We start from the raw sequence: 15,854 nt of genomic DNA on the forward strand, positions 1-15,854 counted from the left end.
TCACCGTTAGCTGGAATGTTGTCCGTTTGATTGGGCTACTACGGAGAGTGATGCAGGGCTAAGGTCACTCGCTCTGGCCCTGCGCCGTGATATCTTGTTTTCGTACATGCGGCGATCAGCTTGTATGAGCATGTCTGCCGGAGATATGCTTTCACCGGCATAAGCAACGCCAAAGCTGACGCCAGTGTTGTTGAAGCCCTGTTCGGGGAGCTGTTTTTCAATTTTTGCCAGCGCATTGCGTAATTCGGAGTCGTGGCGTTTTTCTGCCAGAATAGTGAACTCATCACCGCCAAGCCGATAAACTGAAATGCCGTCACCCACCAGTTTTTTTAATGCACTGGCGAATGCGCAGAGTAATTCATCACCACGGGTGTGGCCAAAGCGATCATTGATGATTTTCAGTCCATCCAGATCGATCAGGTAGAGCGCGCATTGATGCGGATCATCCAGCGATTTTGGGTAAGCGAAATCGTGTTTGAATTTCAAGTCGAAGGCGTGCCGGTTTTCAATGCCGGTCAAGTGGTCGGTGCTGGCCAGTGCGAGCATAGTGCTAAGCCGCTGTACCGCATCGTTTTTTTCATGGGCAAGTAATCTGATTTTGTCAGCCAGCGCAAAAGCCAGCAGAATCGCATCCAGAGTGCCACCGAGTAAAGTCAATAACTCGCTATTGCCGACAAAATCCGGCATCAACCCCAGATTGGCCGGCAAAATCATGGCGCCGGGGATCAGTAGTGCTATGAATGCCAGCACAAAGTAGCGCGCAGGGTGGAAACCACTGCGTAAACTGACTATGCCACAGGTGAAGGCAAGGATCAGCCATATACTGATTACGATGGTTGCCAGCATGTGTGCATAAGACAGCGCAAAGAAGCAGCTGGGTAGCAGTATCAGTGGCAGTATCAGATTGATGCGACTAATGCGTGCTAAGCGAGGAAAGCGCGATTTGAGTTGTAAAAACTCCATGTAGAACAGCGTGTTCAGTACCGGCAGCAGGAAAAATGGAATGTAGTGCACATGCAGGTTATGCCAGCCAAACAGTTCCGCCGGCAGCTGAAAGGTAAATGCCCAACCCAGAAAGTAGGTAAGCAGATAGATGGCATAGTAAAACAGGGCGCGGTCGCGGGTGATTTTGAATATGAACAAGTTATAGATTGCCAGAGCGATAAGGGCTCCGAAAGCGGCAAATATTTGCAGGTTTTCTGACAGCACCAGTTGGCGGTAGTCATGTTTTAGCGATATCTTTATGGCTGGCTGAGATGCGTAATAGGGGCTTTCCAGACGGATCAGTATTTTGTAGGTTGCGCCGGGCGCAAGCTGGATGTCCTTGCCGTAGTGCAGCATGTAGTCATGTTCAGCCCGATAGCCGGTCACAAATTGTTGTGTGATGCCATCGGCCGCATACACGCGGGCTGCTATTTTATTGATCAGGGTGTCGTCCGGATCCAGCACCCAGTTGGTAGTGCTGGTGCCGTTGCGTACTTCGGCATAAAACCAGTAACTGCCTCCAAACATGTTCACATGATTAACAGCCTGATGCTGCGAGAGCCAGTTTGGCAGCGCTTGCACTGACGCGGGGAAATGATCATCCGTAGCCAGATAGAGTTGGCCATGGTTGAAGAGGTTTTGCACGCCGGCCTGCTTAAGCGTCATCGCGCCAAATACACTCAGTGGCGCACTGAGTAGCAGTGCGATCACTATAAGCAAGCGGTATGGTTTCAGATAGTCCTGCATGTGCAATGTCTTGGACTCGGAACGAAACTGCCATTCTGAATCCGCTCGTTGACCCCCGGATGAGTGGTTATGTGCGTTGCTTGTATCGTGGTACTGCCAACTCGCTGTCGATTCGGGCTGGTGATATTAAGCAACAGGGCGCATTTTTCATTTTCCGTGCATTGTTACGGAATTAATCGAGTCGTTATTTTAGGCGTTTTATGTGCTCATTCTATGATGAAAATTGGCAACGTTTGCACTATCATACCGTGTTTATGTAACACTTAGAATAAGCTCGAGATTCGGGGTTTTTGGTTCAGAAATCAAAATGGACACGGCTTGCAGAGTATGAATCAATGCAAGCGTGTCCATTTGCTTTGGTGGGTACTGAATTTAGACTGTTGCGCTTATCCGGCTGATTTCGTCATCGCCAAACACGTCTTCAAAAGCAGTGTAGTAGCTGATAAACGCGAGTGGAATCATGACCAGGAATCCCAGCATCAGCGGCAGTGTGGCAAGGATGAATAACAGAAACATGGTCAGGCCGTAAACCAGGAAAGCCGAGACATTGTTCAGGCTGGCGGCAAGGCTGGTTTTCATTGCGTCAACCGGACGCATGTTGCCAAATACCACCAGAGCAGGCGCAAACCAGTAAGCCATCAATAGTGGAATGAGCAGGGTCATGCCGACCAGTACCGGTAACATGCTCATGCCAGCCATGCCGGTGGTGGCCACACTGTCTGCGCTAGGGTGGCCTTCGGTCATGGCGCGAATAAGCGGTTCGCCACCAATCACACCGACGATGGCGGCAATGATAAGCATGCCGGTCAGGTATATGCCACCAATCGTAACCAGTTGTGCGCCATGGCTTTTGAAGCCGGCGAACAGATGGGCGATTTCGAGTTCTTCGCCTTGTTGCTGGGCGCGGCAGCCCAGCATTAGCCCGGCAGTGAGGGCAGGGGCGATGAGTTGAAATAACAGGCTGCCCAGAAACGGGATCATGCCGAGCAGAGCGCCGAGCAGAATAACGGAGACGCTTAATGCTATCCAGATTAGCGGGCTTTGTTTGAACAAGCCGAATGCCTGTTTAATCCATAACCAGCCGTGACTGGCGGGTACGATGCGAGTTTTCATGATTTGTTTTCCTGGTTGACCCACATGCGTTGCAGGGCTGATTGCGCCTGAATGCGGCGTCGTAATATCTGTTCGAAATAGGCTGGATCCTTGGCATGGGTCATTTCGCCCTCACGCGGGAAATGCAGGTCATACAAGCGCGAGACCCAGAAGCGCAGGGCAGCTGCACGCAGGGTGATCGGCCATGCGCCGCGCTCTATCGGGGAGAGCGGACGCACGGCATGATAGGCCTGTAGTAGTGCGGTAGTGCAGGCCGGGTCGAGTTCGCCGTCGTCTGCAGTGCACCAGTCGTTCACAGTGATGGCCACGTCATACAGCCATGCATCGTGGCAGGCGAAATAGAAGTCGATGACCCCGGATAATGTGTCGCCTTCAAACAGCACGTTATCGCGGAACAGGTCGGCATGGATGACACCACGCGGCAGATCTTGCAGGCGATGCAGCGCCTGGAATTTGACCTCGGCCTGCAATAATTCTGCAGCATCGGCGCTCAGGAAAGGCAGCAGCTGCGGGCTGGTGGCTTTCCACCAGGCTGCGCCGCGCTGATTGTCGCGGTGTAGCGTGAAATCTTGTCCGGCCAGATGGATTTGTGCCAGTGCTGCGCCGACGGCTGCGCATTGTGCCGCATTAGGCTGCGTCAATGATGCGCCAGTGAGTCGGCTGACGATGCTGGCAGGTTTGCCATTGAGTTCGCTTAATAATTCGCCCTGATGGTTGGCAACCGGCTGCGGGCAAGATACGCCTTTGCTGGCCAGATGATCCATGAGCTGCAGGAAATACGGTAATTCGGCAGGGCTCAGTTTTTCGAACAGGGTCAGCACATATTGGCCCTGATCGGTGTTGAGGAAATAATTGGTATTTTCTATCCCCGAGGCAATGCCGCGCAAACTGTCGAGCTCGCCAATCGGGTATTGCTTAAGCCAGGTGGATGCTTCGGTTTCGGTGACGCTGGTAAATACGGACATAAGGCTGGGTATCGTTAGCAAGCGCGGCGGTCATCACCGCGCTGTTTATATTAAATTACCAGGAATGAATAACCCACATTGGCGGGCGTACCCCTGAATCCAGATTGTCCTGGCGGCTGAATTGCCCATCACCACGCGTGTCGACCAGGTAATAGGGTTTGCCTTTGGTTGGGGTGACTTTGATCATGTAAACCTTGCCATGAACACTGTACTCTTCAATTTTGGCATCGCCACGCGGCTTGATGGTGATTTGCGGTTCGCCGTCATCTGCTGCAACGCCAGGCGGCGGTGGGGCTTCCGGCAATGCCTGCAAATCTGCAGGACGCTCAGCAGCTGCGCTGATTAACGGCAGGCCTAGCACGAGAGCAGCAATAAGTTTACGCATGATGACCTCAACTGGTTTTGTAATCGTTCGATTTTAGCAGAGCCATTGCCGTTGCTGATGATAGTCTTACAAATAAAGTTGGATTTCGCGATCGTGAGCCGATGGTTCAAATCCCTGCTTCTCGTAATGATCAAAAATGGCGCTGACAACGTCTTCCGGGCTGTCGATAAGTTTGATCAGGTGCATGTCCTCGGGGCTTATCACCCCTTCGGTGACCAGTGTGTTTCTGAACCAGTCGACCAGGCCCATCCAGAAGGGTTTATGCACCAGTATGATAGGGATTTTGCGGGTCTTGCCGGTTTGTACCAGCGTGAGCGCTTCCATTAGCTCGTCGAGTGTGCCGAAACCGCCGGGCATGACCACGTAAGCTGAGGCGAACTTGACGAACATGACCTTGCGTACGAAGAAGTGGGAAAAGGTCTGGGAGATGTTCTGGTACGGATTATTGTGCTGTTCGTGCGGCAGCTGGATGTTCAGTCCGACGCTGGGCGAGGTGCCAAAAAATGCGCCTTTGTTGGCCGCTTCCATGATGCCGGGGCCGCCGCCGGAGATCACTGAAAATCCGGCATCGGACAGTTGGCGAGCGATGCGTTCGGTGAGCAGGTAATATGGATGGTCTTGCGGGGTGCGCGCGCTGCCGAATATGCTGACTGCCGGGCGAATTTCGCTCAAGCGTTCGGTGGCTGAGACAAATTCTGACATAATCTCGAACATGCGCCATGATTCGCGTGCATTGTAACTGGCGTGTGCAGCCAGTTCGGGATCGGCGAGGCGGGGTAATTTTTCTTTATGCATATTGAGGTAAGTTCGTGACTAAAAAGTTGCTGTTAGTAGATGGATCGTCTTATTTATACCGTGCGTTTCATGCCTTACCCGATATGCGTAATCCGGCCGGCGAGCCAACCAACGCGATTTACGGGGTGCTGAACATGCTGCGGCGTTTGCAAAAAGACATTGCTGCTGATTATAACGCCTGTGTGTTTGATGCAAAAGGAAAAACCTTTCGCGATGACTGGTATCCTGAGTATAAGGCGCATCGTCCATCCATGCCAGCGGATCTGGCGAGCCAGATTGCCCCGCTGCATGATGCGATACGGGCGATGGGCTGGCCGCTATTGATGGTGGATGGGGTGGAGGCCGACGATGTGATCGGTACGTTGGCCTGTCAGGCTGCCCAGCAGGGGGTGGAGACGGTGATCTCTACCGGCGACAAGGATATGGCGCAGCTGGTGGATAAACATATCAGCCTGATTAACACCATGTCGAATGAGGCATTGGATGAGGCTTCGGTGCTGACAAAATTTGGTGTGCCGCCTAACCGTATTGTGGATTATCTCAGCCTGATCGGTGATGCCGTGGACAATGTGCCTGGGGTGGAAAAAGTCGGCCCGAAAACAGCAGTGAAATGGCTGAGGCAATTCGATACGCTGGAGCAGTTGATGGCGCATGCGGACGAAATCAAAGGTGCAGTTGGCGATAATTTGCGCAAGGCGCTGGATTGGCTGCCGATGGCGCGCAAGCTCATTACTATCCGCACTGATGTGCCGCTGGAGCGGACAGTGGCGGATCTGGTTATGCTGCCGCAGGACAGACCGGCGCTCATGGAATTGTTCACCCATTACAATTTCAGAACCTGGCTGCGCGAGGTGTCCGAGGCGGCGCCTGTGGTCGCAGCAGAAGAGCATGCGCAAGGGCATTTATTTGCAGCGCCTGCGCAACCGGCACGGCAATACGAAACCCTGCTCACTGTGGCGCAACTGGATGCATGGCTGGTCAAGCTGGCAAGCGCAGAGCTGGTCAGTGTGGATACGGAAACCACCAGCCTCGATCCGCTGCAAGCGCAATTGGTAGGCGTGTCGCTGGCAATTGAACCACATCACGCTGCCTATTTGCCGCTGGCACATACCGGGCCGGATGTACCGCAGCAAATTGATTTTGCTACGGCGCTGGCGCGACTGAAGCCATGGCTGGAAGACGCTACTCGCGCCAAAGTCGGGCAGAATCTGAAATATGATATGCACGTGTTGGCGAATCACGGTATCCACCTTGCTGGCGTGGCGCACGATACCCTGTTGCAGGCTTACATCCTGGAATCGCATTTGCCGCGCAATATGGATAGCCTGGCACAGCGGCATCTGGGCGTGGATACCATCAGCTACGAACAAGTAGCGGGTAAGGGGGCGGCGCAAATCGGCTTTGATCAGGTCGAATTGAGCCGCGCAGCTGAGTACGCGGCGGAAGATGCGGATATTACCTTGCAATTGCATCAGACCTTGTACCCACGGATAAGCGTCAATGCGGGGCTGGCTCATGTCTATAATCAGATTGAAATCCCGCTGCTGCCGATTTTGTGGCAAATCGAGCGCAACGGGGTGTTGCTGGATAGCGATCTGCTGGCGCAGCAAAGCCATGAACTGGGTCTGACCATGTGCAATCTGGAGCAGCGTGCGTATGAGCAGGCCGGGCAGCCGTTTAATCTGAATTCGCCCAAGCAAATTCAGGCTATCCTGTTTGATCAGCTTAAACTGCCGGTGATCAAGAAAACACCGAGCGGCGTACCGTCTACCGACGAAGATGTGTTGTCGCAACTGGCGGCAGATTACCCGTTGCCGAAAATTTTGCTGGAATACCGTAGTTTGGCCAAGCTCAAGTCCACCTATACCGACAAATTGCCAAAAATGGTGAATAAGGCCACCGGACGCGTGCATACCAGCTATTCACAGGCGGTAGCGGTGACCGGGCGTTTATCCAGTGTTGAGCCTAATTTGCAGAATATACCGGTGCGTAGTGCAGAAGGCCGGCGCATCCGCGAGGCGTTTATCGCGGCACCCGGCTGTGTAATTGTGTCTGCTGACTATTCCCAGATTGAGTTGCGCATCATGGCGCACTTGTCGGGCGATGCAAGTCTGGTTAAAGCCTTTGCCGAAGATGCCGATATCCATAATGCGACAGCGGCGGAGATATTCAGTGTGCCACTCGCGGAGGTGAGCAGCGAGCAGCGGCGGGTGGCCAAAACCATCAATTTCGGCCTGATTTACGGCATGTCGGCGTTTGGTCTGGCCAGTCAGCTCGGGCTGGAGCGGTCGGCTGCGCAGGCTTATATTGACCGCTATTTTGTACGCTATCCCGGAGTGGCTGCCTATATGCAGCGCACGCGGGAAAGCGCCCGCAGCCAGGGGTATGTGGAGACAGTATTCGGCCGCCGTCTGTGGCTGCCGGAAATCAAGAGTGTCAACAAGCAGCGTCGTGATGGCGCTGAGCGCGCGGCCATCAATGCGCCCATGCAAGGTACGGCTGCAGACCTGATCAAGCTGGCGATGATCGCGGTGGCTGGCTGGTTGGCGCGTGAGCAATTGCAGACGCGCATCATTATGCAGGTGCATGATGAATTGGTGCTGGAAGTGCCGGAGTCGGAACTGAGTCTGGTGCAGGCGAATTTATCCAACCTGATGTGTCATGTGGCAGAATTGAACGTGCCGTTGAAAATAGGTTTGGGTATGGGCAAGAACTGGGAAGCTGCGCATTAATTAATGCATGCTGAGTAAGTTAATTTTTCGGGGGTAGTATGAAATTAAAGCAATTTGCGATTGTTCTGCTGGGCGCGGTATCGGTAGCGGGTTGCCAGACGGTGAATACGACGTCAGGTGGTCTGGTGGGTATCGACCGTCAGCAGCAGATGTCACCGCTGGTGTCGAGTGAGTCACTTACGCAGCAAGCAACTTTAACTTATAGCAAATTATTGGGTAAGGAGGCGGGGCAAGGCGCATTGAATCCGAATGCCGCTCAAACTGCGCGGGTGCGTGCTATTGCCAATCGCCTGATTCCGCAAACAGCGGTGTTTCGCCCGGATGCATTGCGCTGGAAATGGGAAGTCAATGTCATTCGCTCGCCTGAAGTAAATGCGTGGTGTATGCCTGGCGGAAAAATTGCCATTTACACGGGCATTATTGATAAATTGAAGCTGAGTGATGACGAAATCGCGGCGATTTTGGGGCATGAGATAGCGCATGCGTTGCGTGAACATGCTCGCGAGCAGGCATCCGAGCAAAGTCTGGTGCAACTGGGTATGCTGGGTGCGCAAATCGGGGGCGTAGGTGGCGGTACCGTAAATATGGCAGGGCAACTGTATAAGGTAGGCGTAGGTTTGCCACACAGCCGTGTCCATGAAACCGAGGCTGATCGCATGGGTGTGGAGCTGGCGGCGCGCGCTGGCTATGATCCGCGTGCGGCGATAGGCTTGTGGCAGAAAATGAGCCAGTTGGGTGGCAGTCCGCCTGAATTTCTCAGTACCCATCCGAGCGCGAGTACACGGATACAGGATCTGGAAGTGTATTCGGCGCGTGTGATGCCGCTATATCTGGCTGCGAAGAAGTAATTTTTTTGACCTAAAGCGTGTTTAGCATTAGTATTGAATGTTATTTGGATTAAATGGATTGGCAACTGCAATGGAAATAACTGGCGCTGAGATTACCGTACGTTGCCTGGCGGATGAGGGTGTCGAATTTGTGTTCGGCTACCCCGGCGGGGCGGTACTCAATATATACGACGCAATTTTCAAACAAGACCGCTTTAAGCACGTGCTGGTGCGTCATGAACAGGCGGCTGTGCATGCTGCTGACGGTTATGCCCGTTCGACTGGCAAGGTGGGCGTGGCGCTGGTAACTTCCGGCCCGGGCTTGACCAATGCCGTGACCGGCATCGCTACTGCGTATATGGATTCCATTCCTATGGTGGTGATCAGTGGCCAGGTGCCGACTGGCGCGATCGGTATGGATGCCTTTCAGGAAGTGGATACCGTCGGTATTACCCGGCCATGCGTGAAACATAACTTCCTGGTCAAGGATATCAAGGACCTGGCGGAAACCATCAAGAAGGCATTCTATATTGCCTCTACTGGTCGTCCTGGTCCTGTGCTGGTCGATATCCCCAAGGATATTACTGGGCAACCGTTCCCTTACCTGTATCCCGAATCCGTGACCATGCGTTCTTATACGCCAGTGGTTAAGGGTCACACCGGACAGATCAAAAAAGCAGCACAGATGCTGTTCGAAGCCAAACGCCCGATGATCTACAGTGGCGGTGGCGTAGTGCTGGGCAATGCGTCCAAACAGCTGGTTGAGTTGACCAAAATGCTGGGTTTCCCATGTACCAACACGTTGATGGGTTTAGGCGCGTATCCAGCAACTGACAAGCAGTTTGTCGGCATGCTGGGCATGCATGGTACCTATGAGGCCAACATGGCAATGCAGCACAGTGATGTGTTACTGGCTGTTGGTGCGCGCTTTGATGATCGCGTTATCGGTTCGCCTGATCACTTTGCGCGTGAAGCACGACGTATTATTCATATCGACATTGATCCATCTTCCATCTCCAAGCGGGTTAAAGTGGATGTGCCTATTGTGGGTGATGTAGCGGCAGTGCTGGACGAACTGATCAAGCTGATCAAAGCCAGTAAAGAGCGTCGCGATGAAGTTGCTCTGAGTGCATGGTGGTCGCAGATCGAAGAATGGCGTAGTAAGGATTGCCTGAAATTCGATCGCAGCAGCGATATTATCAAGCCGCAGTATGTGGTAGAAAAACTGTGGGAAGTTACCAAGGGCGATGCCTTTGTGACTACCGACGTGGGTCAGCATCAAATGTGGGCAGCGCAGTTTTATAAATTCGACCAGCCGCGCCGCTGGGTGACTTCCGGTGGTCTGGGAACGATGGGCTTCGGTTTGCCCGCGGCAATGGGCGTGCAATTAGCTCACCCAGATGCCAATGTTGCCTGTGTTACCGGTGAGTCGAGCATACAGATGTGCATACAGGAATTGTCTACCTGCCGCCAATATCATATTCCGCTGAAAATCGTGAATCTGAATAACCGCTACATGGGTATGGTGCGGCAGTGGCAAGAGTTCTTCTATGGCAATCGTTATGCCGAGTCTTACATGGACTCATTACCTGATTTCGTGAAGCTGGCGGAAGCTTATGGTCACGTGGGTATGAAAATAGAAAAGCCGGAAGATGTTGAACCGGCCTTGCGCGAAGCTTTTGCACTTAAGGATCGTCTGGTATTTATGGATTTCATTACCGATCAGACTGAAAACGTATTCCCTATGGTGCCGGGTGGCGCAGGTATTACTGAAATGATTTTGGCAGAGGAGCTGTGAACATGCGCCATATTATTTCTATCTTGATGGAAAACGAAGCGGGTGCTTTATCGCGCGTTGCAGGTTTGTTTTCGGCGCGCGGTTATAATATCGAATCATTGACCGTTGCACCGACGGAAGATGTCACCTTGTCACGCATGACTATCGTAACGCGTGGCTCGGAAGATGTGATTGAACAAATCGTCAAGCAGCTCAACAAGCTGATTGATGTGGTTAAAATTCTGGATTTGTCGGATGGCAGTCATATCGAACGCGAGCTGATGCTGGTTAAAGTGCGTGCGTTCGGTAAAGACCGTGAGGAAATGAAACGTATGGCGGATATTTTCCGTGGTCGTATCATAGACGTCACCGAAAAAACCTACACTATCGAATTAACCGGCCCAGGGACGAAATTGGATGCCTTTATCGAGGCAATTGATCCTGTGGCGATTTTGGAAACGGTTCGCACCGGCGCGTCCGGTATCGGACGCGGCGAGCGCATACTGAAAGTTTAAGACCATAGCGCGGCTAACGTGCGGGTCATATTTTATTTTTATTAAAAAGGAAGTTTTACATGAATGTTTATTACGACAAAGACGCTGACATCTCGCTGATTAAAGGCAAGACCGTTGCAATTATCGGTTATGGTTCACAAGGCCACGCCCATGCGAACAACCTTAAAGATTCCGGCGTGAATGTGATCGTTGGTTTGCGTAAAGACGGCTCATCATGGAGCAAAGCTGAAGCGGCTGGTTTGCAAGTGCAAGAAGTCGGCAGTGCAGTTAAAAATGCTGACCTGATCATGATTCTGGTTCCAGATGAAAGCCAGCCTGATGTTTACAACAATGAAATTGCACCTAACCTGAAAGCCGGCGCTACTTTGGCATTCGCGCATGGTTTTAACGTGCATTACGGTCAAATCACCCCGCGTAAAGATGTTGACGTGGTGATGATTGCACCTAAGGGCCCTGGCCATCTGGTGCGTTCTACCTACAAGCAGGGCGGCGGCGTTCCTTCCCTGATCGCAGTACATCAGGATAACTCCGGTAAGGCGCGCGATCTGGCATTGTCCTACGCAGCAGCTAACGGCGGCACCAAAGGTGGCGTGATTGAGACTTCATTCCGCGAAGAAACCGAAACCGACTTGTTTGGTGAGCAGGCTGTATTGTGCGGTGGTTGTGTGGAATTGGTTAAAGCCGGTTTCGAAACACTGACCGAAGCGGGTTATGCACCAGAAATGGCGTATTTCGAATGCCTGCATGAGCTTAAACTGATCGTTGATCTGATGTATGAAGGCGGTATTGCCAACATGAATTACTCGATCTCGAACAATGCTGAATACGGTGAGTATGTGACTGGCCCATCCGTGATTGGTGATCAGGCACGTGCTGCAATGAAGCAGGCGTTGGCTAACATCCAGAACGGTGAATATGCCAAGAGCTTCATTCTGGAAAATAAAGCAGGTGCTGCCGGTATGCATGCCAAGCGTCGCCAAAATGCAGAACATCCGATTGAAATCGTCGGTGAAAAACTGCGTGGCATGATGCCTTGGATCAAGCAGAACAAGTTAGTGGATCAAACCAAGAACTAATGAAAAAAACAAAACGAGGTCGCAGACCTCGTTTTGTTTTGTACTTGCCCAGCGCAAGGTAGTTGATACTGAACAGAATTCTATTAAATAATAAACTTCACTCACTGAATTTGTATAAGTAGTGATAATCTTGTCTCAGCCAAAATTCAATGTCAGATAAACCTATGCCAGATAATCATAGTTACAAACCGTTAATCGGTAATCAGTCGCGTAGCCGCGGGATATACCTGTTGCCGAATTTGTTTACTTCGGCAGCACTGTTTGCGGGATTTTATGCCATCGTGCAAGCCATGAATGGTCGTTTTGAGCTGGCAGCCGTGGCAATATTTGTCGCGATGGTGCTGGATGGTCTGGATGGACGTGTTGCGCGTTTGACGCATACGCAGAGCGCCTTCGGCGCTGAATATGATTCGCTGTCAGATATGGTGTCATTTGGCGTTGCCCCTGCGTTGATTGCCTATGTGTGGGCACTCAAAGGCATGGGTAAACTCGGCTGGATGGCGGCATTTGTCTATTGTGTCGGTGCGGCGTTACGCCTGGCGCGATTTAATACGCAGCTGGATGTGGCGGATAAGCGTTATTTCCAGGGTTTGCCCAGCCCTGCGGCGGCAGCATTGGTTGCCGGCCTGGTGTGGGTAATGAATGAATACGGCATCGCTGGTAATGATGTGAAGTGGCTGGCATTTGCGGTCACGTTGTTTGCCGGTCTGACCATGGTGAGTAATGTGCGTTACTACAGTGGCAAGGATATTAATTTGCGCCGTAGCGTACCATTTGTGGTGGTGTTTCTGATTGCGATGGGATTTGTGCTGGTTGCCTACAGTCCACCGGAAATGCTGTTTGGCGTGGTTACTTTGTACGCATTATCGGGCTATGTAACGAGTGCATGGTCTTGGATACGCAGAAGTAAAACCAAAGTCAAAGCGTAGATATTTCTGAATATCTGCTGTCAGTTGTGCATCGCACACTGAATTTCATCCTTACTGACCTTGACTCACGCGCCAGGCAAACACGTGTCTGGCAGCATAATAATCTTTGATTTAGCACGGAGTAAACCATGAGTAGCGACCATTTAATTATATTCGATACCACTTTGCGTGATGGTGAGCAAAGTCCCGGCGCGTCAATGACGCGTGAAGAGAAAGTTCGTATTGCGCGACAGCTGGAGCGTATGCGCGTCGATATTATTGAGGCAGGCTTCCCTGCGGCTTCCAACGGTGATTTTGAATCGGTCAAGGCAGTTGCCGAAGCGGTGAAAGACAGTACCGTGTGTGGTTTAGCACGTGCTCTGGAGCGGGATATCCAGCGCGCCGGTGAAGCGTTACGCGGTGCAAATTCATCGCGCATCCACACCTTTATTGCCACCAGTCCTATCCATATGGAAAAGAAACTGCGCATGTCGCCCGATCAGGTGATCGAGCAGGCAGTCAAGGCAGTAACCTGGGCGCGCAATTATACCGATAATGTGGAGTTTTCACCGGAAGATGCCGGACGTTCCGATCTGGACTTCTTATGCAGAGTGCTGGAAGCGGTGATAGATGCCGGCGCCACGACGTTGAACATTCCGGATACCGTGGGTTACAGTGTCCCCGGCCAGTTTGGTGATCTGATCCGTAATCTGCGCGAGCGTATTCCGAATTCGGACAAGGCCATATTCTCGGTGCATTGCCATAACGACCTGGGCCTGGCGGTAGCAAACTCCTTGTCTGCGGTGCTGAATGGTGCGCGTCAGGTGGAGTGCACCGTGAATGGTCTGGGTGAGCGTGCAGGAAATGCTGCGCTGGAAGAGATCGTGATGGCGGTGCGTACACGTTCGGATGTATTTCAATGCACGACGCGCATTGATACCACGCAGATCGTGCCAGCTTCGCGTCTGGTTGCGAGCATTACCGGATTTGCCGTACAGCCGAATAAAGCCATAGTCGGCGCTAATGCGTTTGCGCATGAGTCAGGCATTCATCAGGACGGCGTGCTCAAACATCGTGAGACGTATGAAATTATGCGTGCTGAAGATGTGGGCTGGAGCGCCAACAAGATGGTGCTGGGCAAGCATTCCGGGCGTAATGCATTCCGCAGTCGTCTGACTGAATTGGGTATCGATCTGGGTACGGAAGAAGCCGTGAATGCCGCATTTGCGCGTTTTAAGGATCTGGCAGATAAAAAACACGAGATTTTCGATGAAGACCTGCACGCACTGGTGAGTGAAGAAGCCGCAGCCAACGCGGTAGAGGCTTATAAACTGGTATCACTAAAGGTGTGTTCGGAAACGGGCGAGGTACCTTATGCCAGCGTAGTCATCAGCGCGCATGGCGAAGAAAAAACCGCCAGCTCTGCAGGTGGCGGCCCGGTCGATGCGACCTTTAAAGCCATAGAGCAGATTGTGAATAGCAGCGCTGAACTGCAATTATATTCCGTGAACAACATCACTACCGGAACGGATGCGCAGGGTGAAGTCACCGTGCGCTTGTCCAAAGCAGGCCGAATCGTCAATGGTCAGGGTGCAGATACCGATATCGTCGTGGCATCAGCCGAGGCGTATCTGGATGCATTGAATGGCTTATACAATAAATTAGAACGCGCACATCCGCAGATTTGAAAAGGGGTTAGCAGTGTCAGTACCGGGAGAGAGAAAATTACAAATTCTGCAAACATTGGCAGAAATGTTGCAAATGCCGGCAGCAGAGAAAATCACCACGGCAGCCTTGGCAGCACGGTTACAGGTTTCTGAAGCGGCGCTGTATAGGCATTTTGCCAGTAAGGCGCAGATGTTCGAGGGCTTGATCGAGTTTATCGAGCAATCCGTATTCGGCCTGATTAACAAGATTACCTCCAGCGAAGAAAGTGGCATGGCACAACTGGAAGCGATCGTTTCCGTGCTGCTTGGTTTCGCCGAGAGAAATCCCGGCATGACCCGTGTGCTGGTGGGTGATGCGCTGGTAAATGAGAATGACCGACTCCAGGCCCGTATTAATCAGTTGCATGACCGTATTGAAGCTACGTTGAGACAAAGTTTACGGATTGCGGCTACGCAAGGTGATACACAGGCCGATTCGGCAACTGCGGCCAACCTGTTGCTGTGTGTGGTCGTTGGGCGTTGGCAGCAGTTCGCCAAGAGCGGTTTCAAACGTACGCCTACTGCGGATTTTGCTATGCAGTGGGCTCTGCTGCGAAAAGGGATTTAATTCCTGCCGGCTGCACAGACAGCACATGCTGGATCTCGTTTGAGTTTAATGCTGCGCCATTGCATGTCCAGCGCATCCAGCAGTAGTAAGCGGCCATTCAGTGTGGTGCCTGCGCCGCTGATCAGTTTGAGCGCTTCGGCTGCCTGAGTCGCGCCGATGATGCCTACCAAGGGCGAAAATACACCGTTTTCTGCACATCTGACTTCATCGGCCTCTGTGCCTTCCGGGTACAGGCAGTGATAGCATGGGCTATCAGCCTGGCGTAAATCAAACACACTGACTTGACCATCAAAGCGTACCGCAGCACCCGACACCAGAGGCTTTTGAAATTGCACACAGGCACGGTTAATAGCGTGGCGCGTGGCGAAGTTGTCGCTGGCATCAATAATGACGTCATGCGTGGCGATTGCCTGATTCAGCGCGTCACCGGTCAGTCGTTGGGTAATGGTGTTGATACGTATCAGGGGATTGAGTGCGGCAAGCGTGGCAGCGGCTGAGGTGGCTTTGTTCTGGCCGATAGCATCGTTGCGATGTATGATTTGCCGTTGCAGGTTGCTGCTATCCACATGGTCATCGTCGCAGATGGTCAGATTGCCCACGCCACTTGCCGCCAGATACAGAGCGACAGGGGAGCCAAGCCCGCCCGCACCGATGATCAGGATGCGGGCGTCGAGGATGGCTTGCTGTCCTGCTATGCCAATGTCGTTAAGCAATACATGGCGACTGTAACGCAGCAGTTCAGCATCGTTCATGCGC

Annotated in this window: 14 protein-coding genes; 8 read left to right on the plus strand and 6 right to left on the minus strand. The window is 52.4% G+C overall.

Going from position 1 to position 15,854, the window contains the following annotated elements:
• Positions 1-6: 6 nt before the first annotated feature.
• The 5 genes from EJE49_RS10480 to EJE49_RS10500 form a co-directional block, all read right to left on the minus strand.
• Positions 7-1,731 carry a GGDEF domain-containing protein gene (locus EJE49_RS10480; protein ID WP_124950550.1) on the minus strand — a complete coding sequence of 575 codons (1,725 nt, stop codon included), beginning with the start codon at positions 1,729-1,731 and terminating at the stop codon, positions 7-9.
• A 372-nt stretch (positions 1,732-2,103) separates the two neighbouring features.
• On the minus strand, positions 2,104-2,844 hold the full coding sequence (locus tag EJE49_RS10485) for a BPSS1780 family membrane protein (protein ID WP_124950552.1): 741 nt from the start codon (positions 2,842-2,844) through the stop codon (positions 2,104-2,106).
• Positions 2,841-3,809 (minus strand): homoserine kinase, encoded by a 969-nt coding sequence (locus EJE49_RS10490; RefSeq protein ID WP_124950554.1) that lies wholly within the window; start codon positions 3,807-3,809, stop codon positions 2,841-2,843. Before EJE49_RS10490 ends, EJE49_RS10485 begins: the two co-directional genes overlap by 4 nt.
• A gap of 55 nt (positions 3,810-3,864) precedes the next feature.
• On the minus strand, positions 3,865-4,194 hold the full coding sequence (locus EJE49_RS10495) for a DUF2782 domain-containing protein (RefSeq protein WP_124950555.1): 330 nt from the start codon (positions 4,192-4,194) through the stop codon (positions 3,865-3,867).
• A 66-nt stretch (positions 4,195-4,260) separates the two neighbouring features.
• A complete protein-coding gene (locus EJE49_RS10500; protein ID WP_124950557.1) occupies positions 4,261-4,989 on the minus strand; it encodes an LOG family protein in 729 nt (242 codons plus the stop codon).
• Between the two features lie 14 nt (positions 4,990-5,003).
• Here EJE49_RS10500 and polA point away from each other — a divergent pair, with 14 nt between their 5' ends.
• The 8 genes from polA to slmA all read left to right on the plus strand — a co-directional run bounded on the left by polA (position 5,004) and on the right by slmA (position 15,098).
• Positions 5,004-7,721, plus strand: a complete 2,718-nt coding sequence (gene polA / locus EJE49_RS10505; protein WP_124950559.1) for a DNA polymerase I — start codon at positions 5,004-5,006, stop codon at positions 7,719-7,721.
• 38 nt (positions 7,722-7,759) lie between these two features.
• On the plus strand, positions 7,760-8,569 hold the full coding sequence (locus tag EJE49_RS10510; protein ID WP_124950561.1) for a M48 family metallopeptidase: 810 nt from the start codon (positions 7,760-7,762) through the stop codon (positions 8,567-8,569).
• A 70-nt stretch (positions 8,570-8,639) separates the two neighbouring features.
• Entirely contained in the window at positions 8,640-10,346 is a 1,707-nt protein-coding gene (locus EJE49_RS10515) for an acetolactate synthase 3 catalytic subunit (protein WP_189941849.1), read from the plus strand.
• 2 nt (positions 10,347-10,348) lie between these two features.
• Positions 10,349-10,840 carry an acetolactate synthase small subunit gene (gene ilvN / locus EJE49_RS10520; protein ID WP_087447583.1) on the plus strand — a complete coding sequence of 164 codons (492 nt, stop codon included), beginning with the start codon at positions 10,349-10,351 and terminating at the stop codon, positions 10,838-10,840.
• A 59-nt stretch (positions 10,841-10,899) separates the two neighbouring features.
• Positions 10,900-11,916 carry a ketol-acid reductoisomerase gene (gene ilvC, locus EJE49_RS10525; protein ID WP_124950565.1) on the plus strand — a complete coding sequence of 339 codons (1,017 nt, stop codon included), beginning with the start codon at positions 10,900-10,902 and terminating at the stop codon, positions 11,914-11,916.
• Positions 11,917-12,065: 149 nt separating this feature from the next.
• Positions 12,066-12,845, plus strand: coding sequence for a CDP-diacylglycerol--serine O-phosphatidyltransferase (pssA, locus tag EJE49_RS10530; RefSeq protein WP_370685825.1), 780 nt, complete (start codon positions 12,066-12,068; stop codon positions 12,843-12,845).
• A gap of 128 nt (positions 12,846-12,973) precedes the next feature.
• Positions 12,974-14,512 (plus strand): 2-isopropylmalate synthase, encoded by a 1,539-nt coding sequence (locus EJE49_RS10535; RefSeq protein WP_124950569.1) that lies wholly within the window; start codon positions 12,974-12,976, stop codon positions 14,510-14,512.
• 13 nt (positions 14,513-14,525) lie between these two features.
• Complete coding sequence (gene slmA / locus EJE49_RS10540) at positions 14,526-15,098, plus strand: nucleoid occlusion factor SlmA (protein WP_223246920.1); 573 nt, start codon at positions 14,526-14,528, stop codon at positions 15,096-15,098.
• Here slmA and EJE49_RS10545 read toward each other — a convergent pair.
• Positions 15,095-15,850: a HesA/MoeB/ThiF family protein gene (locus EJE49_RS10545; protein WP_124950571.1), complete on the minus strand. Its 756-nt coding sequence runs from the start codon at positions 15,848-15,850 to the stop codon at positions 15,095-15,097. The two genes, slmA and EJE49_RS10545, sit on opposite strands and share 4 nt — an antisense overlap.
• Positions 15,851-15,854: the final 4 nt, after the last annotated feature.

The sequence above is a fragment of the Sulfuriferula thiophila genome, from assembly GCF_003864975.1.
Classification (GTDB): Bacteria; Pseudomonadota; Gammaproteobacteria; order Burkholderiales; family Sulfuriferulaceae; genus Sulfuriferula; species Sulfuriferula thiophila.